Here is a 24,473-nt window from a genome sequence, read left to right as displayed (position 1 = left end):
AGCTTCCTCCTTTTTAATTTATATCAACTTATTGAAACTAAAACTTTTTCACCATGCATAAAGATCCTTATAAAATTGTAAAAGAGCTAGACATCAAGAAAGGCAAGCTAAAGTACTACAGCTTGGAAGAACTCCAAAAGCAAGGTCATGATATTGATAAATTACCGTTTTCAATCAGGATTTTATTGGAAAATGCAGTCAGAAACTTTGATGATTTTGCGATCACGAAAGAAAATGTAGAAACTCTTCTGAATTGGACACCAGAGCCTTCTGGAAAAGATATTCCTTATAAACCTGCTAGGGTTTTGATGCAAGATTTTACGGGAGTACCTGCTGTGGTCGATATTGCTTCATTAAGAGCAGAAGCAGTGCGAAAAGGAAAGGATCCTCAAAAAATTAATCCATTAATTCCTGTTGATTTGGTGATTGACCACTCTGTTCAGGTTGATTATTTTGGTACTAACTACTCTTACGCAAAGAATGTTGATAAAGAATACGAAAGAAATGGTGAGCGATATAAGTTCTTGAAATGGGCGCAAAATGCATTTGATAATTTCTCAGTTGTGCCCCCAGGAATGGGAATTTGCCACCAAGTGAATTTAGAGTACTTAGCAAAGGGCGTCATCGAGAGAGATGGATATGTTTTTCCCGATACTTTAGTAGGAACAGATTCCCATACACCTATGGTCAATGGAATTGGCGTAGTGGGCTGGGGAGTTGGTGGAATTGAGGCGGAAGCCGCTATTTTAGGTCAGCCTATTAATTTCATTATGCCAGAAGTGATAGGACTTAGGCTCAATGGTGATATGCCTTTAGGAACCACTGCTACAGATTTAGTTTTAACTATCACCCATTTATTAAGGAATCATGGTGTAGTAGGTAAATTTGTAGAGGTATTTGGTCCAGGATTAGATAATCTAACGATTCCAGACAGAGCCACTATTTCCAATATGTCTCCTGAATTTGGATGTACAGTTACTTATTTCCCAATAGATAACCAGACTTTATCTTATATGGATAAAACCAATCGCTCTAAGGAGCAAATTGATTTGGTAGAGCAATATGCTAAATCCAATATGCTTTGGAGAGAGAATGAAGATAAAATCAATTATTCTACAGTGCTGGAATTAGATTTAAGTACTGTGGAACCTACTGTTTCTGGTCCAAAAAGACCGCAGGATAAGATTTTGGTTCGAGAATTTGAAGATAAATTTAAAGATTTACTGAAGGAAGAACACGGAAGAGAATACCTAAGCATGTACGAACGTCCTGTTAGCAGGTGGTATGCTGAAGGGGGCTCTCAACCTGTACAACAAACTGCTGAGGTCGATGATGACGTAGCCATAGAAGAAGGCGATAGCAACGGCTTGAAAACAGTAAAAATTAAAACCCATAATGATGAATTTAGCTTAAGCGATGGTTCAATTGTGATCGCGGCCATTACAAGTTGTACCAATACTTCGAATCCAAGTGTGATGTTAGGTGCTGGTTTAGTGGCCCAAAAAGCTATTCAAAGAGGAGTTGATGTTAAGCCATGGGTCAAAACTAGTTTGGCTCCAGGATCGAAAGTGGTGACAGATTACCTAAGAGCAGCTGAACTATTGGATGACTTAGAAGCATTGAAATTCCACGTTGTGGGATATGGATGTACTTCTTGCATTGGTAATTCAGGTCCTTTACCACCACACATCGCGAAAGCTGTAAAAGAAAATGACTTAGTGGTATCCTCTGTTTTATCGGGCAATAGAAATTTTGAAGCTAGAGTGCATCCAGATGTGAAGATGAATTTCTTAATGTCTCCCATGTTAGTTGTGGCATATGCCATTGCGGGTAGGGTAGATATTGACTTAAATAATGATCCGTTAAGCTATGATGTGAATGGAGAACCAGTTTATCTGAAAGATTTATGGCCGTCTCAAGATGAGATATTTGAGGTAATGAGGAAAGTGCTTTCACCTGATTCTTACAAAAAGAACTATGGTGAAATTTTTGATGGAAATGAACAGTGGAGAGACATGAAGGCTCCTGAGTCGAAAGATTATCAATGGGATGATAAGTCCACATATATCAAAGAGGCACCCTTTTTTAAAGATATAAGTGAAGAGGCACCAGATTTTGAAAATATTGAAAAGGCTCATGTACTATTGAAATTGGGTGATTCGATTACGACAGACCATATTTCTCCTGCTGGTGCTTTTGCAGAAGATAGTCCTGCCGGTAAGTATTTAAAAGGTAGAGGAGTAGAAAAGAAAGATTTTAACTCTTATGGTTCTAGAAGAGGTAATGATGAAGTTATGACTCGTGGAACTTTTGCAAATGTGCGAATCAAAAATCAGTTGGCGGAACAAGAAGGCGGTTACACCAAACATATACCTTCTGGAGAAGAGATGACGGTATTTGATGCTGCTGAGAAATACAAAGAAAATGGTACCCCATTAGTGGTATTAGGTGGTAAAGAATATGGAAGTGGCTCCTCCAGAGACTGGGCTGCAAAAGGTACTTATTTGCTTGGAATTAAAGCAGTAATTGCAGAAAGTTATGAGCGTATTCACCGTAGTAATTTAGTCGGAATGGGCGTATTGCCTTTGCAATATTCTGAAGGAGAATCAGCTGAATCTTTAGGCTTGGACGGTTCAGAGAAGATTTCTGTTACTGGAATAAGTGATGGATTAGAACCTTCCAAAAAACTTTCTGCAGTAGCTGAAAAGTCTGACGGTAAAGAAGTGAAATTTGAAGTATTGGCTAGATTAGATTCTCAAATTGAAGTAGAATATTATAAGAATAAAGGTATTCTACAGTATGTCTTAAGAGATTTCTTGAGGAAATGATTCTTAATTGAAATTGAGTGCTTAATTTTTATGAAACCGATTTGGTACTTGGCGAACCAAATCGGTTTTTTATTTCAATGTTGTAATGAAGCTATTTCAAACAAAGGGACTTCGAGTCAGTTTTTGCTATGGATATAGCAATACCAAAATAACATGAAAAAACCAATTACGCTGGTGTGGCTAAAAAGAGATTTAAGACTTGAAGACCATGCACCTCTTCAAAAAGCATCCGAATTAGGGCTTCCTGCTATTATCTTTTATGCTTGGGAACCCAGTCTATTAAAAGCACCAGATTATAGCAACAGACATTGGAATTTCATTTCTGAATCACTTGCAGAAATGAATAATCAATTAATTACTTTTAACTTAAGACTACTTCAAATTCATGCTGAGGTAATCGACATTTTGAAATTACTTAATGAGAAGTATGAGATTAAGTATTTATTGTCTCACGAAGAAACAGGTCTCAAAATTACTTATGATCGGGATTTACAGGTAAAAGAATATTGCAGCAATCTCAATATACACTGGCTTGAATTTCAACAATTTGGCTTGCAAAGGGGAAGGTCAAATAGGCAGGATTGGTCTAAATCATGGTATGGTTTTATGTCTGAGCCTATTATTCAAAACGACTACAATACACTGAAAACCACCGAGATAGGGGAAGATTTCCCTTCTTTTATTGTTAGTGACGCTCATGATCTCAGAATACATAGAGAGAAAGAAATAGCTCAAACTGGTGGAATCCAGAAAGCAAACCGGTATCTGAATTCTTTTCTGCAAGAGAGACATTGGACGTATAATAAAAATATTAGTAAACCTACGGAAGCGCGAAAATCCTGTAGCCGTTTATCACCTTATTTGGCTTATGGAAATATCAGTATGCGATTTGTATATCAATCCATGAGAAATGCTAAGGGAACGGGTAATAAAAGTGCATTAAATAATTTTGCCTCTCGTTTAAGGTGGCACTGCCATTTTATACAAAAATTTGAAATGGAAATGCGGTATGAAAGTGAAAATATAAACATAGGTTATGACAGCATTCGTCAAAATACAAATGATGTCTTGTATCAAGCTTGGGAAAAGGGAGAGACGGGTTTTCCATTAGTTGATGCCTGTATGAGATGTGTAACGGAAACAGGTTATTTGAATTTTAGAATGCGTGCCATGTTGGTTTCTTTTCTAGCCTATCATTTGTGGCAGCCCTGGAAACGGGGAGCCATTTATTTAGGAAGGCAATTTCTAGACTTTGAGCCCGGAATTCATTATCCTCAATTTCAGATGCAGTCTGGTGTGACAGGGATCAATACCATTAGAATGTACAATCCAGTGAAGCAATCAATAGAACATGATCCAAAGGGGAAATTCATCAAAGATTGGATTCCTGAGTTAAAAAATATTCCAGTTACATTTATTCATGAACCGTGGAAACTCAGTTTTATAGAACAAAATGATTTAAAATTTCAATTGGGAAAAGATTACCCCAGACCAATAATTGATTTGGAGGAGGCCGGGAAAAAAGCAAGAAAAGTGATTTGGGAAATGCGAAAGAAGCCACTTGTGAAGATGGAAGCTAGAAGAATTCTTGCGACTCATACAGTTGCAAATAGAAAACCATAAAATTCTAGCAATCCAAACTTGTCTTTTACTTCGTTTATTTACCTTTAGAATTTACAATTAAATTTAGTTTTTGAAAAGAGCAGCTAATAAGTTTTATAAGAATTTTAAAGACCGAGAATTTCGATTCATGCTTTATGCTGTCTGGCTTATTAGTATAGCTTTTTTTGTCTCACAGTTCCCTAAGCTGTCAGTAGCTTTTGAGTTCGAGAAGTTCTTTGCAGACGATAATCAAGATAAGGTTTTTTTTGAAAAGCATGTAGAAAAATTCGGATATGATAATGACTATTTGCTGGTTGCCTTTGAAAACCATCCATCTGTTTTCAATACTGAATTTTTGACCAAAGTTGAGGATTGGAAAAATCGGCTAGATACTATACATGGTTTGATTAGCACTCAATCTATTTTTGATTTAAAGCATCTGATTAAATCACCTTATGGCATTGCGGCAATTCCTTTAATTCATTCTCAAGATTCCGCAAGGCTCAAAAGTGATAGTGCCAGAGTCATGAGTCATTCTTTATATAGCAATTTTATTTCCAAAAATGCGGAATCATTGATCATTCAAATCAATCATCAACATTTTAAAAACCCTCAAAATGAATTAGTATTTTTTAATTCCTTAAAATCTAGCTTAGCTCAATCTCAAATCAAGGATTTCAGGTTAGTGGGTAAATTGGTAGCTCAGCAAAGCTTCATAGACCATATCAGATCGGATTTTAGTGTATTCTTGGGGTTAGGGATTGCAGTAACCATTTTATTGCTGTTACTGATTTATCGCTCATTCAACATTATGCTCTTACCACTCTTGATGAGTGTATCCTCTTTGATCTATTTGCTTGGATTTATGGCGATTTTTAGAATCGAACTCAGCATATTGAGTGTTTTAATTCCACCCATTATTCTTTTTGTCTCTACTTCTGATGCCATTCATTTAGTAAATGCTTATCGGCAAAATGAAGAAAGAGAATATCTCAACAGATTGAAAGGGTCCATTAAAAAAGTTTTCTCACCTACTTTATTGACTTCCATCACTACTGCTTTAGGTTTTTTTAGTTTGCTAATACTCCCCACTCAGCCAATTCAGGAATTGGGAGTCTTTGCCGGATTAGGGGTACTGATAGCATTTGGAGTAAATTTTTTATTCGGGCCACTTTTAATACGTAAAAATTATAAAAGTCAATCCATAAAACTGCCCTATAAACTATGGGCATTGAAGTTATCTAGAAATAGAAAAACTGTTCTAGCGGTTTACATTGCTCTTATAATAGTTAGTGTAATGGGTTTTTTGCAGCTGAAAACGGATGCTTATTTATTAAAGGACTTACCTAAAAATTCTCAGGTTAGAAATGACTTTCAATTTTTAGATAGCGCGTTTGGTGGATCAAAAGCATGGGAAATGGCCATTTTTCCAGCTAAAGAAAGCTCAAGCGTCATGAGCTACGTATTTTTGAAAGAGGCTTTAAAGATTGAACATTATTTAAAAGACTCTTTTGGAATAGAGAAAGTACTTTCGCCTTTATCGGTAGTGAAATATGCGAATCAAATATCTAAAGGAGGTGCAAGTCAGTCATTTCAGTTTCCTGAAAAGCAAGATTTTGAGGATCAAAAATCAATTCGCAATCTGCTTTTGAGAAATGGTGTTGCAAGTGGAGTAGTGGATTCGAGTAGGCAGTATTCTAGGTTTGCAGGCTTCATACCTGAATGGGGCTCTCATGATACACAAGAACGAAATCATGCATTGAAAGCTTTCATAGATCGAGAAATTGATGAAAGCATATTAGAGGCAAGAATTACAGGTACCACTTATTTGATTGACAAAAGTAATGAGAGTTTATCTTTGGAGCTTTTAAAGGGGCTCTTGCTTGCGGTTATTATGATCTCTATTGTGTTGGCTGTATATTTTAAATCATTTAAGATGATGCTCATAAGCCTAATTCCTAATTTTATCCCTTTGCTCTTCACTGCTGGAATCATGGGCTTTATGGGTGTTCCACTAAAATTAACCACTGCTATTATTTTTGTAGTGGCTTTTGGTATAGCAGTTGATGATACCATTCATTTTCTTGGAGCTTATAAGAAACAAAAAGCTAAAAGTCCAATTTGGAGAATCATCAAAACTTTTAAATCAGCTGGACTGGCTATTTTAATTACTTCGGTTTTAATAATAGGCGGATTTGTTCTTTTCACTTTATCTGCTTTTGCCACTACTTTTTATTTGGGCTTTTTTCTTTCCTTAGCTATGTTATTTGCTGTGCTGACGGATTTGATCTTGTTGCCAACACTATTAAAGGAATGATTAGCTTCACTGTGATTTGATGATAACAATTACATCAATAGTTGAATAATTGGAATTAATTTTTTAATTTCATAGCATAAAATCGGGCTCCGAAAAGTTTGTCATGGTTTTTAATCAAAATTAGATTTGTACTAGTAATTTTATCCTTAAACAGCAGCCAGTTGAAATATCTTAATCTCCTCGTTCCTTTATTCTTATTACTTTTCACCATTAATTCAATTCAAGCTCAGGGTTTAAAAGATGTAAAAATCTCAATATCTCAGAAAAATATTCCTGCTGTAGACTTGCTGAATAAATTAGAAAATCAATATGAGATAGAGTTCAGATACAAGTATGAGTGGTTAGAAGATATTGTATTAAATGTAGAAGCTCAGCAAGAACCAATCGAAGATTTCTTCAAAGAGTATTTCGGCAGTAAAGGGCTATCATTAATGTTCAAGGAACCGAACTACTTCATTCTACTCAAAGATAGTCCGAAACAAATTGAGATTAGTGCAGAATCTTCAGAGGATAGGTCTGAAGTAATTACCTTAGGTAATATTGACTCCGATGCTGAAGAAGCAACTTTGTATGGAACTGTAAAGTCTGCAGAAACAGGTGAAATACTTCCCGGAATCACCATTATATCTCTGGAAGAGAATAAAGGAACAGTTTCCAGTACGAATGGTAAATATAGTCTAGTGCTGCCAGTGGGCTTCCACACGGTAAAGTTTCAATCGCTAGAAACAGGGAATTTTGAAATATCGATTGTCTTAAATTCCTCTAGCAATTTAGATGTAAAATTGTATAAAGATTTTGTTCAATTGAACGAGGTTGTGGTAACAGCAAAAGCATTTGACGAAAATATTTCGGAGACTGTCACAGGAGTTGAGCGTATGACCTTGGAAGAAATAGAAAAGATGCCAGCTTTTCTGGGAGAAGCTGATGTAATCAAGAGTATTACTTCGCTTCCAGGTGTTAGTTTGACTGGTGAGGCTTCAGCTGGATTTAATGTAAGAGGAAGCGGGGTAGGGGCCAATTTGGTGTTATTAGATAATGGAACTCTTTATAATTCTTCTCATTTATTTGGTGTCTTTTCTGCTTTCAGTGCTGATAATATTGGGTCGATTGAAATATATAAAGGAGCTGTGCCTGCTCGTTTTGGAGGTAGAATTTCCTCAGTGCTCAACATGGAAATGAGAAGTGGAAGTAAACAAAAAGTAAAAGGAAATGGTGGAATTGGCGTAATCTCCTCTAGGTTTAATATTGAAACACCAATCATTAAAGATAAAAGTTCGATTTTGACAGGTTTTAGAGTAGCTTATCCCAATTATTTAATCAATGCGGTCGATAACTTTGATTTAAAAAGAAGTAGCACGTTTTTTGGTGATTGGAGTTTAAAATACGATCATTCTATAAATGAAAGTAATAAGATTCTAGTAACCGCCTACACTAGTCGCGATGAATTTACTGTGAGTAATGATGTGAGTTACGAGTATAATAATCTGGTTGGGAGCGTTCAATGGAATCAGAATTTAAATGAAAATTTAAGCTCCAAGTTAAATTATAATTACAGCCAATATAATTATACGCTAAATGAAGAGGTTGATGAACAACAATCTTTTGGGTTATATTCAGTAATCGAAAATAATAAACTGAACTACGAGTTTGAGTTTACTGGTTTTGAAAAGAATTTAATTGAGTTTGGCTTCAATAATGTTTTATATAATCTGCAACCTGGAAAGTTTAATCAAAATAATAATTCCTTATTAGTTGTCTCAGATTTAACGAATGAGTCAGCAATTGAGTCAGCCATTTATTTGAGCGATGAAGTTGAATTTACGGATAATATTTCCGCTTATGGAGGGTTAAGATATTCATATTACAGTGGCGGAAGAGATAGTTTGTCAGCAAATTTTGGTGGTTTTGAACCCAGATTATCTCTTAATTATAGGATAGATTCCAAAAGTTCTATAAAAGCAGGCTACAGTAAGATGAGGCAATATATTCATTTGATTTCCAATACAGCCTCAGTGACACCTGTAGATATATGGAAATTAAGTAATCAAGAAATTGCTCCTACTGTTTCAGATCAATATACCATAGGGTATTTTAGAAATTTTGACTACAATAATTTCGAAGCTTCAGCTGAGTTTTACTATAGAGATATTGAGAATCTTATTGACTATAAAAATGGTGCAAATCTGTTTGCAAACGATGAAATAGAAGAAGAGTTAGTACAGGGAAAGGGCGTTGCATACGGTGCTGAATTTTATCTTAAAAAGAATAGAGGAAGACTGACAGGTTGGGTGAGCTACACATATTCTAGATCATTAATCATAATAGATGGTGAATCAAGTAGTGAGACTATAAATAATGGAAATCCGTTTCCAACTAATTTTGATCAACCCCATAATATTACTTTTCTAGGCAATTTTGAATTGAGCAAGAGGTTCGATATATCTGCCAATTTTCAATATAATACAGGGCGACCCATAACCTATCCTGAGTCGACTTTTGATTTTAATGGAATAAGAATCGCTAATTATTCAGAACGAAACCAATATCGAATTCCTGATTACCATAGATTGGACTTGTCGTTTCATATGGCCTCATCTTTAAAAAAGAAAAAGAATATAGAAGCAGATTGGACATTAACCCTGTATAATGTTTATAGTAGAAGAAATGCATATTCAGTTTTCTTTAGAAGTTCAGAATCTTTGAGAGTGTTAAATTCTTATCGATTAGCTATTATTGGTCAAATTGTTCCGGCTCTTACATATAATTTTAAATTTTAAGATGAGCACTAATAATCCTATAGCTGTATTCTTAATTGTTTCTTTATTTGTGATCTCATGTATTGATCCGTTTGATGTTAAAGTGCCCTCATCTGAAATTGATGGTTCTCTGGTAGTTGATGCAGTATTACAGAGAGAGTCAGCAGTTCATGAAATTATCTTAAGTAGGCCCGCATCTATCAATCAGAATTCAGGCTACATAAGAGTTTCAGATGCAAAGGTTGAGATCCTTGATTCTCAAAATAATTGTTTTGTATTCAATGAGACCTCAAAGGGAAGGTACAGTGTTGACTCTGCTATTTTTAAACCGCAGTTTGGAATGAGCTATTCTTTAGTAATTAAACTGCCGAATGGAGAAATTTATGAGTCTGAAGAGGAAAATTTTGTAGAGGTGGATCCTATTGATTCAGTTTGGGTTAAACCAGAGAAGTTTTCATTTGTGGCGGGTAGTAATGTAATTGAAGGAGATATAGTTAATGTATACACTAATATTTTTACCACGGAGAAAACTATCTACGATCAGTATGAATATGAAGGTACATTTGGATTTGAATCTGTATATCAAGGTAGTGAAGCATGTGATGAATTTGGACCTATAGGACATTCTCCAAGAGAAGATCTAGTTTGTTTTCGAACTGAAACTGTAGATTTACCGCTAAATATTATTTCTGCGGAGAATTTGAAAAAGGATCAAAACGTAGCTCAAAATATACTCAGTATTTTCCCTGATCGAAGATTTTTTATCGGTTATAGTTTACTGATTAAGAAAAAAAGATTGTCAGAAAACTATTTTCAATATTTAGATGAAATCAAGACTCAAAATGAAGTGCAGGGGAGTTTATTTGACCCTCCACCTTCCCCTATAGTTGGTAATATCAGAAATGTGCAAAACCGAGATATAGAGGCATTAGGCTTTTTCGCTCTGCTTTCTGAAACAACTAAGAGGATATTTATATCTAAAGAAATACTCCGAGCAGAAATTAATCGATTCGACTTTACCAACTGTAGCGATAATTTTGATGAGTTTAATAGTCTGAACCCTGAGGCGATCGTTCTTGAGCAAAACGTAAGAAGACCTGATCCAACCTGTTGTGATTGCAGATTGGTACCAGGAGCAACGGATCAAATTCCTGAGTTTTTCCCGCCATTGGATTAGAATTATTCATAATTTTTAAAAAAATGAAAATACGATATAAGCATTACTTATTTTTTACCATGATTTGGATTCTACAAGTGTCTAATTCAGAATATATTTTTGCACAATCTTCTACTTTTTCATCACAGCGGGAAGAAAAGGTCTTTTTGCAACTTGATAAAAGCTATTATTTGAGTGGAACCAAATTAAGGTATAGTGTCTATGTTGTTGATGCGAAAACTCATAAACCATCAAATTCAGGTAGCCTGCTAGATGTGAAAATTTTCAATAGTAGCAGTGAAGAAATAATCTCTCAAAAGTTAGTGTTGAATAGGGGTACAGCCGAAGGTAGGTTAGAATTGAATAAATCAATCGCTTCAGGAAATTATCTCCTGCTAGCCTATACAAGTAATAGTGTGCATTCAAATTACAAATATGCATTTAAACAAAAAATTACAATTGTAAATCCTAGAGATGAAGGATCATTAGCTGATCAAAAAGAATTCGACTTGGAGTTTTACCCCGAAGGAGGACACATAATCGGAGGACATATTAATACTGTAGCATTTAAAGCTGATTACTTGAATGATGATTGGACTGGAATCGTAATTTCGAATGAGGGTGATACAGTGTCTATGATTGATCCTTATAAGTTGGGCTATGGCCAATTTTCTTTCTTTGCAAAGGAAACCTTAGCCTACAGTGTTAAAATCGAACATGAGAGAAGGGTAAGTACTTTTGAGCTGCCTACAGTCAGTAGCACTAAGCTAACAGGAAGAATTGTAAATATTGAATCCGATACTCTAGTGGTAGTTGCAAATATTGGTGACAATTATGCAGGAGATCAATTGAGTATGCTTGTATATAATAATGGTGAGGTTATTTTAGGAGCTAAACAGATTGTTAAAGCTAGGAGAATGATTTTTAATATTCCCAAAAGCTTAATGAAATCAGGATTAAATTCAATTCTTTTTTACGATGAAAACCAGGAAATTATATCTGAAAGGAATTATTATAAAAGAAATAATAATAAAGCCCCTAGAAAAGTAAAAATTGATGTCGATAAGATCAGTAAAAATAGTGAAGTATTCATGCCCATTGAAATTGAAAGCTTCAATTCGGAACCAATCGATATAGATGCTTCAATTAGTATTAAGAATTTGGATTATTTTGATCCATTGAAATTTAATGATATGAATCTCTATTTCGATATGTTTTCAGCTTTAAATATATTGGATCCAATAGGTATCATCAATCAAATAAATGAAGATCGCTCGTTTACTGATATTTATCTTAAAACAAAATCAACCGGTCTAAATCATATCAGACAATTAGGTAACCAAAGTGAAAACAGAGCAATATCTGATAGTAGAGATTACTTCATGATTTCAGGTCGTGTCACAGATAATATATCAGACCAACCTATTCAAGATTCAGTAATTTACTGTTCTGTCTTGGGTCAAATTCCTCAGTTTTATGCTAGTAGAACAGATAGCGATGGGAGGTTTGTGTTTCAGTTAAGATCTTTTTACGGAAAGTCTGACATTGTTTTGAAAGTGGCGAATGTTGATGAAAACCAAGATAATTTGTCGTATCAATTGGATAGAAATGAAGTGAATATTAATGATTTTGGGTTTAAAGATGACTTTATATTCAATTCTATTAAAACAGTACATTACCTACGGTATCATGAAGAGAACAAATTGATTTCAAGAGTTTATGATCCCGCCAGTTCCAATAGGCAGGAGATGAAGGATGAAATAAAAGTTACCGGTTTTTTTCCTAATTATTCGGATTCAAAAGATTTGATCGAATACGAATATTTAGAAGATTTCAGACAGATCTCTAGAGAATTACTACCAGGAGTTGCTATCAAAAGTGTTGGAAGTTCTGATAAGATTTTTTTGAGAGAGATAGATGATACAGGGAGGAATTCTTTCATTGGTAGATTTGAAAATGAGCCTTTACTATTAATAGATGGACTTCCAGTATTTGATCATACTAGAATCTTAAATTACAGTACGGCAAAAATCAAGATTCTTAGCCTAGTGAACAAAAAATACTTCATAAATGGCGTTTTTCATGATGGAATTCTAGAATTAAGTACCCTTGATTCTGATTATTATAAGAAAAATGGTACAAATCATCACTGGATGTCAATGCAAGGCTTTTACCAAAATACTGATAAAGTAAGTTTAAATTATACAGAGATTGATGGTAAAGATAAATTACCTGATTTTCGAGATGTATTGTATTGGAATGGTAGTTACAAAATAGCTTCAGATAAAAAGAATGGTATCAAATTTCATTCGTCTGATGATGAGGGGAACTTTTTGATTGAATTGCATGGTATTGATAGTTCAGGGAAAATATATCAAGGAAGCCGCACCATTACAATTGAAGACAATTGATATATTTATGGACGACTTATAATATGACAAGATACTATTTAATTTCAATAATTATTTTAGCATCGTTTTCATGTATTGATCCTTTCGCCATCGATTTAGAAGATGACAAGGCGGGTGGCCAGTTGGTGGTGGAAGGAATTCTAACAGCTGAGGACAAGCCCCAAATTGTGAGGCTTAGCCGATCGGCACCGGTTGAACAATTTAGCGGATATGAAAGCGTATCAGGAGCCACAGTTTCAATCAAGGATGATTTAGATAATTGCTTTCAACTAGATGAATCTCAACCGGGAGTCTATGTCACTAATCAGGATGAATTCTCACCTGTGTTTGACCGTTCTTATCAATTAGATATTGCCTTAGAAAATGGAGTGAAATATATTTCTGATTTTCAGAAACTAGAAGCTGTTGCTCCCATAGATAGACTTTGGGTAAGAGGTGAAACAGAATCATTCTTAGCGGGAAGTAACGTTGCCGAAACCGAGCTACTGAATGTGTATACAAATGTTAACGTTGGAGATGACGATGCCTTTCTGAGTTATGATTACGAAGGGGTCTATGAATTTAAAACATTATATCAGGGCGAAACCAGATGTTGGGATAGCATTCAAGCAGTCCCAATTGAGCTATTTCCCTTGGATAGTGCTCGTACTTGTTTCAAGAGTCAGGAGGTTGTGTTACCTTTAAATCTATACACGACTAGAAATTTGAAAATTGATAATAATACCAACCAGAAAATTCTATCTATTTCTCCGGGGAGGGAATTTTTTTTCGGATATAGTATGCTGGTCTGGAAATATAAATTAACAGAAGCCTATTTCAATTATTTAGATCAGATCAAAGAACAAAGCAGTTTTGGAGGCGATCTATTTGCTCCTCCACCTACCCCTGTGGTCGGTAATATACATGAGGAAGGAAATGACGGAAACAGAGCTCTGGGGTACTTTACTGTGTTAAGTTCGACTAGCAAGAGAATTTTCATAACTAATCAAGTGTTGAGTGAACCCATTCGGGATCCTTTTAACAGATTAAACTGTGTAGATAAGTTTCCACCAACTGATCCCCCACGTTTACCTCCAATCACTTGTTGCGATTGCTTATTGCTAGAAGGTGCAACTGATCAAAAACCAGATTTTTGGCCTTTATGAGAAGAGCATATTGTCAAAACAGTGGATAATGCTTTTAATCTATCTATTTGTCTCTTTAATACGATTTATTGCAAATTTTACTTCTTGTCTTTACTATCCAGAATGATCGTCACAGGACCATCATTCACTAAACTTATTTTCATATCAGCGCCAAATTCACCGCTCTGAATATTGGTTGAAATCAAAATATCTAAAGAATTTAGCATTTTCTCATAAAGTGGAATAGCAATATCTGGCTTAGCAGCTTTTATATAGGAAGGTCGGTTTCCTTTCTTAGTGCTAGCATGCAGCGTAAACTGACTGATCAAGAGTATTTCTCCTTCAATATCTAATAGACTATTGTTCATAACGCCAGATTCATCATTGAAAATACGCATATTTACTATTTTACGTGAGAGCCAATCAATATCTTCCTCATTATCAGATTCCTCTATTCCTAGTAGAATCATTAAACCATTCTGGATTTCTCCGCTGACTGCATTTTCTATTTTTACAGAAGCTTCTGAAACTCTTTGTATTACGGCTATCATTTACCTATTTTTTCTATCTCATCAGAAGGAATCACCTTAAATCTTTCGATGGCATTTTTGGCAGACTGGAGCATGGCATTTGCTATTGTTTTGGCATGAACAGCAGCATATTTTTTAAAAGGACCCGAGAATATGAAATCAAATTTATCTGCAAACCATAAAGCAGCTTTTTCAGCGGCTCGTTTTTCGGAACGTTCTCCCGCTATAAAAGAAGGGCGATATACATAAGCACTTTCTAGTTTCATTGCATTAATTGCATCTTCCATTTCGCCTTTGACCTTATTGTAAAAAATCATGGAACTTGAATCAGCACCCATGGCTGATATGACATGGTAAGAATCTGCATTACTTTCTCTTGCAATTGCTGCTAAGCTAATAGGGTATTCAAAATCTACTTTCTTAAAAGCTGCTTTGCTGCCTGCTTTTTTAATGGTTGTCCCTAAACAACAGAAGTAATCATCAGCTTTTAAAGTAGAACTTTTATCTTCGAGGTAATTAAAATCTTCAATTATGATTTCTGTTAACTTGCCATCATTTCCACCTAAGCTTCTTCTGCTTAACACCTTTACTTCGGAATAATTTTCGTCTTCTAAAAGTAAATCCAATAAGTGCCCTCCAACAAGCCCGGTTGCTCCTGCAATTAGTGCTATTTTACCCATGGGTGATCTCGTTTAATAAGTTCGTAAATTCTTCAGAAATCCTTTTATTTTTATCGACAGCGTACCACTTATGAATACTTTCAATAAATTTAGGTTGATCAAGGTTAGGTTTTTCTTTGGCTTCCATCACCATTTTTTGAACTGGTTCTGGCCTTGGTCCCCAAGTAGCTAAATCATTGAAATTTTCATCCATCATAATCAGAATTGGGATAGATTTAGCACCATTGGTAAGGTAATGATTCATTATTTCTAGATTTTCATCCCTCATAATAAATCTCAAATCTATATTCGAATTTTCATCCGCTAATTTTGCTATAAATGGAATATTTTGTGCTGCATCTCCACACCAAGCTTCTGTAATCACTAGCCAATTCATTTTTGGCAGGTCTTTGATCTGCTGTGATAGATCTTCATCTACTTTGATTTTTTTATCCCATCTATCCATTCGTCTGTCATTCATTGAAGTGTAGTTAATCATAGCTTCTGAATCGTTAGAACCTGTAGTTTTTTTATCTACTAAAAGGGATTTTATTAAATTTCTATAGGAGGGGTAGTTTATTGCGTTAGCGAAGACTGTTGCCTTTAAATTTGATGTAGATTCAATCATATATTTCCTTTTCTTCTTGCTTACTCTCCCAAGCCTGAAATTGTTGCAATTCTTGACCTAAATGATTGTAGAGCCATAAGATTAATGAGGCATCATCTAGATAGCCTGAAAGAGGTATGAAATCAGGAATAATGTCAGTCGGAGTAATGAAATAGATTAACACGCCAACCGTATAAAGCATGCTTTTAAGAGATATTTCCTTGTATTTGCCTTTAGTGTATGCTTTTACCAATCTAATTAAAGTGAAGATTTTTTGCTTTAGCTGAGCAATTTTTTCAGATGCCTTGGCTCGGCTAGTCAGCGTTGCCTTGGCTTCTGTTACTAAGCTTTTGCTAAGTCTTTTGTCAGCTAGTATATGTGAGGCTCGCTTTAATGCGTTTTTATAATTCAATCTTTTACCCATCTTCTGAATCTCTCAATTTTCTGTTTTTTTGCAAAGGCATCCATATATAAGCAAATAATGTATACAATGTGAAGGCACCTATCAAAATTAAGTATAAATCATGCAAAAGGTCTTTGTAAATAAATAACGCCCATGCAACTACTAAGCTGATGACACCAACCCATAACCTTATATTATTAGCTTTTATTTGACTACTTTTATGCGGATTATTCATAATACTTTTGAATTTTTTAACGTTCGGTAAATTTACAATATTTGAAACGATTTTGCTTTTTCATATGAAAAAACTCAACTTCATTTACATACTTTTATTTTTAACAAGTCTTGTTGGACAAGCTCAAATTGAAGATCCTAAAATTCGTGATACCCCAAGCCAGATTAAAACCAAAATAGTAGTCTATACAAAAACGGGAGAAATTTATAAAGGATTTTTTATTAGTCAAGATAAAGATTTTCTTGAAATTGAGACCACTACAGTAGGCACAGTTAGAATTCCTACGCAAAGGATTAAAAAAATTGAATCGCTTAGTGTTGATGAGGAAATTGAAATGGATGAAGATGAGCGGTTACAACAAATAAATCCTGTTAGGTACATGCTGGGTACTAGTGCTTTTAATTATGAAAAAGGAGGGAATTACCTTCGTAATAATCCAATGACTTATCATAGAGGAGTGACTGATAATTTTTCTATTGGCGTTGGAACAAGTCTTTGGGCCTTAGTTTTGAGAGTGCCTGTCATCTATGTGAATCCCCAATTTACCAAAAAGCTAGGTAAACATGTGCAATACAAGATTGGACTGGATGCATTTGCTGGTTTTTCTTTAGAATCATCTGAAGGTGCAGGGGCAGCAGTGCTAAATACTGGAATAACAATAGGAGAACCAGATCTAAATTTAACGGGCACTGTCTATTATGGCGCTATTAGTGAGGTTCAACAATTATATCCCTTTTACTCTTTAGCTGGAATGGCCAGAATATCGAAGAAATTAATGCTGCTATCTGAAGGTTTTTATGTCCCTACTGAATTTGAGGATAATATAAGTTTTCTTTTTTATGGCGGCAGGTATTTAACAGATACTGCTAGCTATGATTTAGGTTTTTTCTATAATCAGGAAATTACAGATTTCATACCGTTTGGTATTCCTTTTATTGCCATAACTATTAAATTGTAATTGATACTGTTAGCTTTTAAATTTATATCTTTAGTATTTAGAAAAATTATAATTATGAAGAAATTATTAGCTCTTTCTCTGTTTTTGATGCCATTTGGCGTTTTCGCCCAAAGCCCTACTAAAACTATCAATCAATTTATGGATAACTGGCATAAAGCAGCAGCTACTGCCGATGAGGAAAAGTTTTTCGGAAGCATGACCGAAAATGGGGTTTATTTAGGTACTGATAAAACTGAAAAGTGGACCAGAGATGAAATGGCTAAGTGGGCAGATGAGCATTTTCAAAAAGAATCAGCTTGGTCTTTTAAAGCTATTTCTAGAGATGTGTATTTTTCAGAAGACGGAAAAACAGCATGGTTGAATGAAAAACTAGATACCTGGATGGGTGTCTGCAAAGGAACCGCTATTTTGGTTTTAAAGGATAATAGCTGGAAAATAGCACTCTACGATTTGTCAGTCACAATTGATAATGAGAAAATAGATGCTTTTCTGGAGTTAACCGATAATGATTAGTTTATATAGTACTGTTAGAACCTAAATTTGTAAGCAATAAATCAGAATTCTTGTTGAATCTCATTTTTTAAGAAACTAAGTCCATATTCTATACTGTCAATCTTTTTTTCCAAGGATTCTTCATAAATCCTTTTAACCAATTCTATGCTTTTAGCTTCAGGATCTAATTCTTTTGCAGATTGATTGACCACCATAATCAACTCCTCTTTTGCATTCTTAATGATTTTCCATGATTCATCGCTCATGTAGACTTGCTGAGATAAATTATGATTAAACTCTTCTCTTATTTCATTTAAAAGTAAATACTGAAGTTCGGCTACATTCATTTCGTTTTTCTGGACCCGCTTTATAATTTGATCTGGAGAGATTCTTTCCAGGAAAAGAGTCATTCTTTCATAGGCTTGGAGTCTTATGGGAAGCACTATTTCTTTATTTTTAGCTTTAATCTCAATGATTTTAGCTTCATTTTGTTTCTGTAACATCGTTTTTACAGTCAGAAACATAGCATACAGTACAATTCCTGCAGGAATGATGATTTTTAATAAGTCCCAAATCGGCTCCATATAGTTAATTTTCTCTGATGATGTTCAAATTTAGTTAATTTCGCAGCAAATAAAAGCAAGAGGGTGAAGCAAACTTTTGTTTTGAGTCATTCGTTCCTGTAAAAAAATTACAATTTATGATTCCAGTTAAAATTTCAGAAGAAGCTATTAAAGAAGTAAAAAACATCATGCAGAATAAGAATATCCCCAAAGGTTATGGGCTTCGAGTTGGAGTGCGTGGGGGTGGAGGCTGTAGCGCTGCTGGAATGAATTATATGTTAGGCTTTGATAAACCAAAGGAATCAGATAAAATTTTTGAGATAGAGAATATACCCGTTTACATTGATAAAAGCCATGTGATGTACATCATTGGGATGGAAGTGCGATTTCATGAAGGAAATGATGCTAGGGGCTTTGTTTTTGTTAATCCAGAGACTGAAGAAGAGCTGAAATAAGAAGTGCTGAAAAAAGAGCTTGGTGTATAAGATAATATACAGATGTTTTTAATTTAATTAAAATTCAGACGCTTTGCATAATTATTTATATTTTTTATATCACTTATTTGTAATTTTTATGATATTTTTCGATTAACTCACCTTTATTGCCTATTAATGTTTTGCTTAAGTTAAATCTTTATTAAGTTTGAGAAGAGTAAATAAATTTTTAACCTAAATAAACAGAAATGAAGAAGATTCTACTAACATGTTTCATGTTGGTGTTCGTGCTACACGCATGGGCACAGGATCGCACCGTAAGCGGAACTGTCACTGATGCAGCGACAGGAGAAACCTTACCGGGTGTGAATGTATTATTAAAAGGTACTTCTACGGGTATGACTACAGATTTAGACGGAAACTACAAGATTTCTGTTCCCTCTGATGGTGGTACGCTAGTTTTTACTTTTATTGGAATGTCTAACGAAGAAGTTGAGATTGGCTCAAGATCAGTGATAGATGTGCAGATGGAAGCTGATGTTCGGCAATTATCTGAGGTGGTAGTGACTGCTTTAGGTATTGAAAGAGAACAAAAGTCTTTGGGATATTCTGTTCAAGAAGTAGATGGAGATGAAATTATCAAAGCAGGTGAAACCAATATTGTAAACTCTTTGCAGGGTAAGATAGCAGGGGTTCAAATAGGAGGTAATTCTGGTGCTTTAGGTGGTTCATCTAGAATCCTAATTAGAGGTGCTAATTCAATTGCAGGTAATAATCAACCACTTTTCGTGGTAGATGGTACTCCAATTGATAACTCTAATTTTAATACTACTGGCCAATCAAGAGGTTCCAGTGGATATGATTATGGTAATGCTGCTCAAGATATTAATCCTGAAGATATAGCAAGTATGTCTGTATTGAAAGGTGCAAGTGCTGCAGCATTGTACGGTAATAGAGCATCTAATGGTGTAATTATTATTACAACTAAAAAAGGTAAGAAAGGAAAAGGAATTGGCGTTGATGTTAATTCGGGTATTACTTTCGCTAATCCTTTAGTTCTGCCAGAATATCAAAATTCATATGGTGGTGGTTTTGGACCATTCGGTACAAATGGAGACGGCCAAGAAATTGTAAGTTTCGCAGTTGATCAAAGTTGGGGACCTAGATTAGATGGTCGACCTGTTCGTCAATGGTATAGCTATTATGAAGATCATCCTAATTTTGGACAGGAGACTCCATGGGAAGCACACCCTGATAATATTAAAGACTTTTATCAAACTCAAGTGACATTAAACAATAATGTTTCGTTTTCTGGTGCAAATGATAATGGTTCATTTAGAATGTCTTTCACTAATTTAGATCAGAAAGGTCTGATGCCAAATAGTGAACTGCAACGAAATACTGTCAATTTCAGTGGCTCACAGTTTTTGACTGATAAATTAAGTGCAAATGCTAATGTAAATTATGTTCAATCAAGAGCCTTAGGAAGACCGCAACAGGGATATGGTGATTTGATAGTTCAATTTAACCACTTTGGTCAAAGGCAACTTGATGATAATGAATTGAGAAATTACAAAGTTGAAGCAACTGGCGCCCAAAGATCTTGGAATAGAATAAGTGAAAGTACTGCTTTCCCATTGTATGCTGATAATCCTTACTGGATAAGAAATGAAAACTTCCAAAATGATGGGAGAGACAGAATATTTGGTAATATAGGTTTAAATTATGATTTCACTGAAAATTTATCATTATCAGGTAGAGTGCTAACTGATTTTTACACTGACCGAAGGGAAGGAAGAATTGCAGAAGGATCTGTAGGACAATCTTTTTACAGTGAAGATGTTCGTCAGGTTTCTGAAACTAATATGGATATGATGTTAAAATATGACGGTGAAATAAACGATCAAATTTCTCTATCTACATTCATTGGAGGTAATATTAGAATGGATAAATATAATAGAAACTATGGCCAAACTCAAGGTGGATTAAGTGTTCCAGGTTTCTATAATTTAGAAAATTCTATTGATAGAAATGTGCTTTCAGATTTCACATCAGAAAGACAAATCAACAGTTGGTTCGCTTCATTGACTATGGGATATGAAGATTTGGTATTTGTAGATGCTACTTTAAGAAATGATGTTTCGTCTACTTTACCAGATGGAGATAATTCATATTTCTATCCATCTGTTAGTGGTACATTTATCTTCTCAGAGCTAGATGCCTTAAATGGTGGTGATATTTTCACATTTGGTAAGTTGAGAGGTAGTGTTGCACAAGTAGGTAATGATACTGATCCTTACAGAATTTCAACAGTATATGCTCCAGGGCAAAACTTTGGTGTTAATCCTGCATATTCTTTGCCGGGTACTTTAAACAATCCGAATTTGAGACCAGAGCAAACAAACAGTTATGAAATTGGTACTGAATTGAGATTTTTGAATGATAGATTAACGTTTGATGCGACTTACTACAAGAATGTATCAACTGATCAGATATTCGAAGTAGATGTTTCTGCAGCTTCTGGTTACAATGCACAGATTATTAACGCTGGTAGAATGGTAAACCAAGGTGCTGAGATCAGCATTTCTGGGGCAGTTGTTCAAAGCAATGACTTTCAATGGAATATCTTGGTAAACTGGGCTAAGAATGATAACAGAGTTGAAGAGTTGGCTGAAGGGATCGATAATTATCGTCTAGCTAACGAACTATTTGGTGTTGTAAGCTTAGATGCTAGAGTTGGTCAACGTTACGGAACAATTTATGGTAATGATTTTCTTACAGACGATAATGGTAATAAGGTAATTGGCTCTAATGGAAATTATTTAGCTACAAGTAGTCCGGTTCCATTAGGTTCAGTATTAGCCGATTTTACTGGTGGTGTAAGAAATAGCTTTTCTTATAAAGGGTTGAATTTGAGTTTTTTAGTTGACTTCCAACAAGGAGGAGCACTACATTCTGTAACCAATCTATTTGCAAAATATTCTGGAATGACTCAAGAAACAGTAGAGGGAAATATCAGACAGGTTGGTTTAATTGCTGATGGTGTTACTGAAGGTGGAGAAGAAAATACCACAGTTATTGACCCTATTTCATTTTTCCAAGGTCATTTTGGTTTAGGTGGCGCTCATGTTTATGATGCGAGTTTTGTGAAATTGAGAGAAGTAGTGTTAAGTTACTCATTACCAAACAGCATTATTGGAAATACTCCATTCACAAAGATCAATCTTGCTTTAGAAGGAAGAAACTTAGCTATTCTGTCTAAAAATATTCCTCACATTGATCCTGAAAACGTTACGAATTCAGGTAATATTCAAGGACTTGAAGGTGGTGCTTTGCCAAGTTTAAGATCATATGGATTTAAAGTAAGTTTAGGATTTTAAAATTGAAAAAACTTAAATATGAAAAATTTACATAAATTATATTTCTTGTTGATCGCTGTAATAATCTTCGCAAGTTCATGCGAAGATATCACAGAGATTAATGAAGATCCCAACAGACCTACAGAGGTTCCTGTTGAGTACTTATTGACTTCAGCTGAACGTCAATTAGGTAATAGATTATACGGTGGCTTCGATAACGTAGCTTTTGGTATGACAGTATCGCAATATTGGGCACAGAATGAGTATTCTGATGAAACCAGATATCAATTTAGGGCCAATACCAATAATACATTCTGGTCAGATTTTTATACTGCAATCAATGATTTGCAAGAAATTAAGACGATAAACAGAACAATTGATAAAGGTCAGCAGGGTGTTAATCAAGATGCCGTAGCCACAATACTACAATCTTGGGCTTATCATTCTATGGTTGATATTTATGGAGATATTCCTTTTGAAGAAGCATTGCAAGGTACAGATATACCTTCCCCTGCTTATTCTGATCAGCAGGAAATTTATACTGCTTTAATTGATTCTATTTCAAGTGCCGTGGCTGCCATTGACCCAAGTGCTCCTGGATTTCCTGGAGGGGATGTAATATTCGGTGGTGATCTATCGAAATGGCAGAAGTTTGGTAATTCTTTGTTGTTGAGAATTGGAATTAGAATCTCAGAAGTTAATCCTGGATTAGCAGAAACAACAATTACTGGTGCTGCTTCAGGCGCTATTGCAAGTAATGCTGATAACGCTTCTATTCAATATATTACAGCACAGCCAAACGTTAATCCATTGTTTGTTTCTTATGTAGTGAATGGACGACAAGATTATTGTGCAACTGAGAACTTTGTTGGTTTGTTAACTGGTCTTAGCGATCCTAGAATTGGTGAGTATTTCACTCCCGCTGCTTCTACAGGAACTTTTGAAGGACTTCCATACGGGGTTACTAGTGCTGTAGCTGCCGGAATCAGCAGAGATGCCGTTTCGCAACTTAATCCTCAAGTTTATGCTGCAGACTTCCCTGGAATCTTAATGGATTACATGGAGACTTCGTTTATCTTAGCAGAAGCAGCAGCTAACGGCTGGGCAGTTGGGGGAACAGCGGAAACGTACTATGCTCAAGCTATTACTGCAAGTATGAATTTTTGGGGGATCACTGAAGCAGCAGATATTGCAGCTTATATAGCAGCAAATCCTTATTCAGAGGAGAACTTAAAAGTTCAAAAGTATATTGCAATGTATTATCAAGGATGGCAATCATGGGCTGAGATCAGAAGAATGAATTTGGAATCAGTTGATGCAGCTAATTTGGTAGATATTACAGATATTGAAGTGTTCGTTGATGTAACAAGTGTTTTGAAGCGAAGAATTTATCCGCAAAATGAGCAAACTCTAAACGGAGCTAATTATTCTGCTGCTTCAAGCAATATTGGTTCAGATGCATACAGTACAAACTTATTTTGGGATATAGATTAATTCTAAAAACATGAAAAATTTAAAATATAATATTTTTGCGATCCTTCTAATTGCGACATTAGGTTTAATGTCTTGTGAAAATGAGGAAGAGAGTTTTAGTTTCACTCCAGGTACGGATTTAATTATTGAAACTAGTTCGGGTCTAGAGTTTGTAGGAGAAACAGGTGTTTATTATGTTGCCGGTCATACTATAGATGAGACTTACACATGGAGTGCCTCTGGTGCTGGTTCTTCAGCAACGCCCGTTCCTGATCGTTATGGTGAATTCGTTGAAGTTACTGCAACTGAAACTGGTACTGTCACTTTAACTGTTGAAAATGATCAGGGATTAAGTGGTAGTATTCAAATAGATGTAGTTATTGAACCTGAAGAGGAGTAAAATCAATAATATTTCTTTAATTAAGTTGAAAGGTTGTCTTGTATTAGGCAACCTTTCTTATTTTCCTCTCGATGAAGTATATCGACAAAAAAATATGGTTTAGTAGGAAACTTCTTTTAATCTGGGTTTACAAAAGGAATATCTACAGTTGTTATTTTTCACGAAT

At 35.0% G+C, this 24,473-nt stretch carries 19 protein-coding genes; 13 read left to right on the top strand and 6 right to left on the bottom strand.

The window, feature by feature from the left end; all coding sequences use genetic code 11:
- Positions 1-53: 53 nt before the first annotated feature.
- From acnA to B9Y84_RS12520, 7 genes are all read left to right on the top strand, one after another.
- Complete coding sequence (acnA, locus tag B9Y84_RS12550) at positions 54-2,828, top strand: aconitate hydratase AcnA (RefSeq protein WP_085517728.1); 2,775 nt, start codon at positions 54-56, stop codon at positions 2,826-2,828.
- Between the two features lie 153 nt (positions 2,829-2,981).
- Positions 2,982-4,451 carry a cryptochrome/deoxyribodipyrimidine photo-lyase family protein gene (locus B9Y84_RS12545; RefSeq protein WP_085517727.1) on the top strand — a complete coding sequence of 490 codons (1,470 nt, stop codon included), beginning with the start codon at positions 2,982-2,984 and terminating at the stop codon, positions 4,449-4,451.
- Positions 4,452-4,521: 70 nt separating this feature from the next.
- Complete coding sequence (locus B9Y84_RS12540; RefSeq protein ID WP_085517726.1) at positions 4,522-6,747, top strand: efflux RND transporter permease subunit; 2,226 nt, start codon at positions 4,522-4,524, stop codon at positions 6,745-6,747.
- Between the two features lie 161 nt (positions 6,748-6,908).
- The gene (locus B9Y84_RS12535; protein WP_139828030.1) at positions 6,909-9,524 is read left to right on the top strand and encodes a TonB-dependent receptor; all 2,616 of its coding nucleotides are present in this window, start codon (positions 6,909-6,911) and stop codon (positions 9,522-9,524) included.
- A gap of 1 nt (position 9,525) precedes the next feature.
- The gene (locus B9Y84_RS12530) at positions 9,526-10,680 is read left to right on the top strand and encodes a DUF4249 domain-containing protein (protein WP_085517724.1); all 1,155 of its coding nucleotides are present in this window, start codon (positions 9,526-9,528) and stop codon (positions 10,678-10,680) included.
- Between the two features lie 23 nt (positions 10,681-10,703).
- Positions 10,704-13,070, top strand: a complete 2,367-nt coding sequence (locus tag B9Y84_RS12525; protein ID WP_139828029.1) for a hypothetical protein — start codon at positions 10,704-10,706, stop codon at positions 13,068-13,070.
- A gap of 23 nt (positions 13,071-13,093) precedes the next feature.
- Positions 13,094-14,215 (top strand): DUF4249 domain-containing protein, encoded by a 1,122-nt coding sequence (locus tag B9Y84_RS12520; protein ID WP_085517722.1) that lies wholly within the window; start codon positions 13,094-13,096, stop codon positions 14,213-14,215.
- Positions 14,216-14,292: 77 nt separating this feature from the next.
- Here B9Y84_RS12520 and dtd read toward each other — a convergent pair whose 3' ends face one another.
- The 5 genes from dtd to B9Y84_RS12495 are packed head-to-tail and all read right to left on the bottom strand — an operon-like array spanning position 14,293 to position 16,628.
- Complete coding sequence (gene dtd / locus B9Y84_RS12515) at positions 14,293-14,745, bottom strand: D-aminoacyl-tRNA deacylase (protein ID WP_085517721.1); 453 nt, start codon at positions 14,743-14,745, stop codon at positions 14,293-14,295.
- Positions 14,742-15,404 carry an NAD-dependent epimerase/dehydratase family protein gene (locus B9Y84_RS12510; protein WP_085517720.1) on the bottom strand — a complete coding sequence of 221 codons (663 nt, stop codon included), beginning with the start codon at positions 15,402-15,404 and terminating at the stop codon, positions 14,742-14,744. The genes dtd and B9Y84_RS12510 overlap by 4 nt, the downstream gene beginning before the upstream one ends.
- Positions 15,397-16,011, bottom strand: coding sequence for a thioredoxin family protein (locus tag B9Y84_RS12505; protein WP_085517719.1), 615 nt, complete (start codon positions 16,009-16,011; stop codon positions 15,397-15,399). Before B9Y84_RS12505 ends, B9Y84_RS12510 begins: the two co-directional genes overlap by 8 nt.
- Positions 16,004-16,414 carry a YkvA family protein gene (locus B9Y84_RS12500; protein WP_085517718.1) on the bottom strand — a complete coding sequence of 137 codons (411 nt, stop codon included), beginning with the start codon at positions 16,412-16,414 and terminating at the stop codon, positions 16,004-16,006. The genes B9Y84_RS12505 and B9Y84_RS12500 overlap by 8 nt, the downstream gene beginning before the upstream one ends.
- Positions 16,407-16,628: a hypothetical protein gene (locus tag B9Y84_RS12495; protein WP_085517717.1), complete on the bottom strand. Its 222-nt coding sequence runs from the start codon at positions 16,626-16,628 to the stop codon at positions 16,407-16,409. The genes B9Y84_RS12500 and B9Y84_RS12495 overlap by 8 nt, the downstream gene beginning before the upstream one ends.
- 64 nt (positions 16,629-16,692) lie before the next feature.
- Between B9Y84_RS12495 and B9Y84_RS12490 the strand changes: the two genes are divergently transcribed.
- Together B9Y84_RS12490 and B9Y84_RS12485 are read left to right on the top strand one after the other, a co-directional pair.
- Positions 16,693-17,586 (top strand): hypothetical protein, encoded by an 894-nt coding sequence (locus tag B9Y84_RS12490; RefSeq protein WP_085517716.1) that lies wholly within the window; start codon positions 16,693-16,695, stop codon positions 17,584-17,586.
- 54 nt (positions 17,587-17,640) lie between these two features.
- A complete protein-coding gene (locus B9Y84_RS12485) occupies positions 17,641-18,099 on the top strand; it encodes a nuclear transport factor 2 family protein (RefSeq protein ID WP_085517715.1) in 459 nt (152 codons plus the stop codon).
- 41 nt (positions 18,100-18,140) lie between these two features.
- Here B9Y84_RS12485 and B9Y84_RS12480 read toward each other — a convergent pair whose 3' ends face one another.
- Positions 18,141-18,662, bottom strand: a complete 522-nt coding sequence (locus B9Y84_RS12480) for a DUF7935 family protein (protein WP_085517714.1) — start codon at positions 18,660-18,662, stop codon at positions 18,141-18,143.
- 116 nt (positions 18,663-18,778) lie between these two features.
- On the opposite strand from B9Y84_RS12480, the gene B9Y84_RS12475 reads away from it, so the two are divergent.
- From B9Y84_RS12475 to B9Y84_RS12460, 4 genes are all read left to right on the top strand, one after another.
- Complete coding sequence (locus B9Y84_RS12475; protein ID WP_085517713.1) at positions 18,779-19,096, top strand: HesB/IscA family protein; 318 nt, start codon at positions 18,779-18,781, stop codon at positions 19,094-19,096.
- 227 nt (positions 19,097-19,323) lie between these two features.
- The gene (locus B9Y84_RS12470; protein WP_085517712.1) at positions 19,324-22,455 is read left to right on the top strand and encodes a SusC/RagA family TonB-linked outer membrane protein; all 3,132 of its coding nucleotides are present in this window, start codon (positions 19,324-19,326) and stop codon (positions 22,453-22,455) included.
- A gap of 18 nt (positions 22,456-22,473) precedes the next feature.
- Entirely contained in the window at positions 22,474-23,928 is a 1,455-nt protein-coding gene (locus B9Y84_RS12465) for a SusD/RagB family nutrient-binding outer membrane lipoprotein (protein WP_085517711.1), read from the top strand.
- Positions 23,929-23,938: 10 nt separating this feature from the next.
- Positions 23,939-24,307: a hypothetical protein gene (locus tag B9Y84_RS12460; RefSeq protein WP_139828028.1), complete on the top strand. Its 369-nt coding sequence runs from the start codon at positions 23,939-23,941 to the stop codon at positions 24,305-24,307.
- Positions 24,308-24,473 lie beyond the last annotated feature (166 nt).

This window comes from Marivirga sericea (assembly GCF_900177665.1).
In the GTDB taxonomy this organism is placed as follows: domain Bacteria; phylum Bacteroidota; class Bacteroidia; order Cytophagales; family Cyclobacteriaceae; genus Marivirga; species Marivirga sericea.
Note: the sequence above shows the minus strand (reverse complement) of the source record. Positions and strands in the feature narration are given on the sequence as shown.

Coding starts and splice junctions, on each gene's coding strand:
- B9Y84_RS12470 (WP_085517712.1), top strand. CDS start 19,324: ATGAAGAAGATTCTACTAACATGTTTCATGTTGGTGTTCGTGCTACAC.
- B9Y84_RS12510 (WP_085517720.1), bottom strand. CDS start 15,404: ATGGGTAAAATAGCACTAATTGCAGGAGCAACCGGGCTTGTTGGAGGG.
- B9Y84_RS12475 (WP_085517713.1), top strand. CDS start 18,779: ATGATTCCAGTTAAAATTTCAGAAGAAGCTATTAAAGAAGTAAAAAAC.
- B9Y84_RS12490 (WP_085517716.1), top strand. CDS start 16,693: ATGAAAAAACTCAACTTCATTTACATACTTTTATTTTTAACAAGTCTT.
- B9Y84_RS12545 (WP_085517727.1), top strand. CDS start 2,982: ATGAAAAAACCAATTACGCTGGTGTGGCTAAAAAGAGATTTAAGACTT.
- B9Y84_RS12520 (WP_085517722.1), top strand. CDS start 13,094: ATGACAAGATACTATTTAATTTCAATAATTATTTTAGCATCGTTTTCA.
- acnA (WP_085517728.1), top strand. CDS start 54: ATGCATAAAGATCCTTATAAAATTGTAAAAGAGCTAGACATCAAGAAA.
- B9Y84_RS12480 (WP_085517714.1), bottom strand. CDS start 18,662: ATGGAGCCGATTTGGGACTTATTAAAAATCATCATTCCTGCAGGAATT.
- B9Y84_RS12505 (WP_085517719.1), bottom strand. CDS start 16,011: ATGATTGAATCTACATCAAATTTAAAGGCAACAGTCTTCGCTAACGCA.
- B9Y84_RS12460 (WP_139828028.1), top strand. CDS start 23,939: ATGAAAAATTTAAAATATAATATTTTTGCGATCCTTCTAATTGCGACA.
- B9Y84_RS12495 (WP_085517717.1), bottom strand. CDS start 16,628: ATGAATAATCCGCATAAAAGTAGTCAAATAAAAGCTAATAATATAAGG.
- B9Y84_RS12485 (WP_085517715.1), top strand. CDS start 17,641: ATGAAGAAATTATTAGCTCTTTCTCTGTTTTTGATGCCATTTGGCGTT.
- B9Y84_RS12500 (WP_085517718.1), bottom strand. CDS start 16,414: ATGGGTAAAAGATTGAATTATAAAAACGCATTAAAGCGAGCCTCACAT.
- B9Y84_RS12530 (WP_085517724.1), top strand. CDS start 9,526: ATGAGCACTAATAATCCTATAGCTGTATTCTTAATTGTTTCTTTATTT.
- B9Y84_RS12465 (WP_085517711.1), top strand. CDS start 22,474: ATGAAAAATTTACATAAATTATATTTCTTGTTGATCGCTGTAATAATC.
- dtd (WP_085517721.1), bottom strand. CDS start 14,745: ATGATAGCCGTAATACAAAGAGTTTCAGAAGCTTCTGTAAAAATAGAA.
- B9Y84_RS12525 (WP_139828029.1), top strand. CDS start 10,704: ATGAAAATACGATATAAGCATTACTTATTTTTTACCATGATTTGGATT.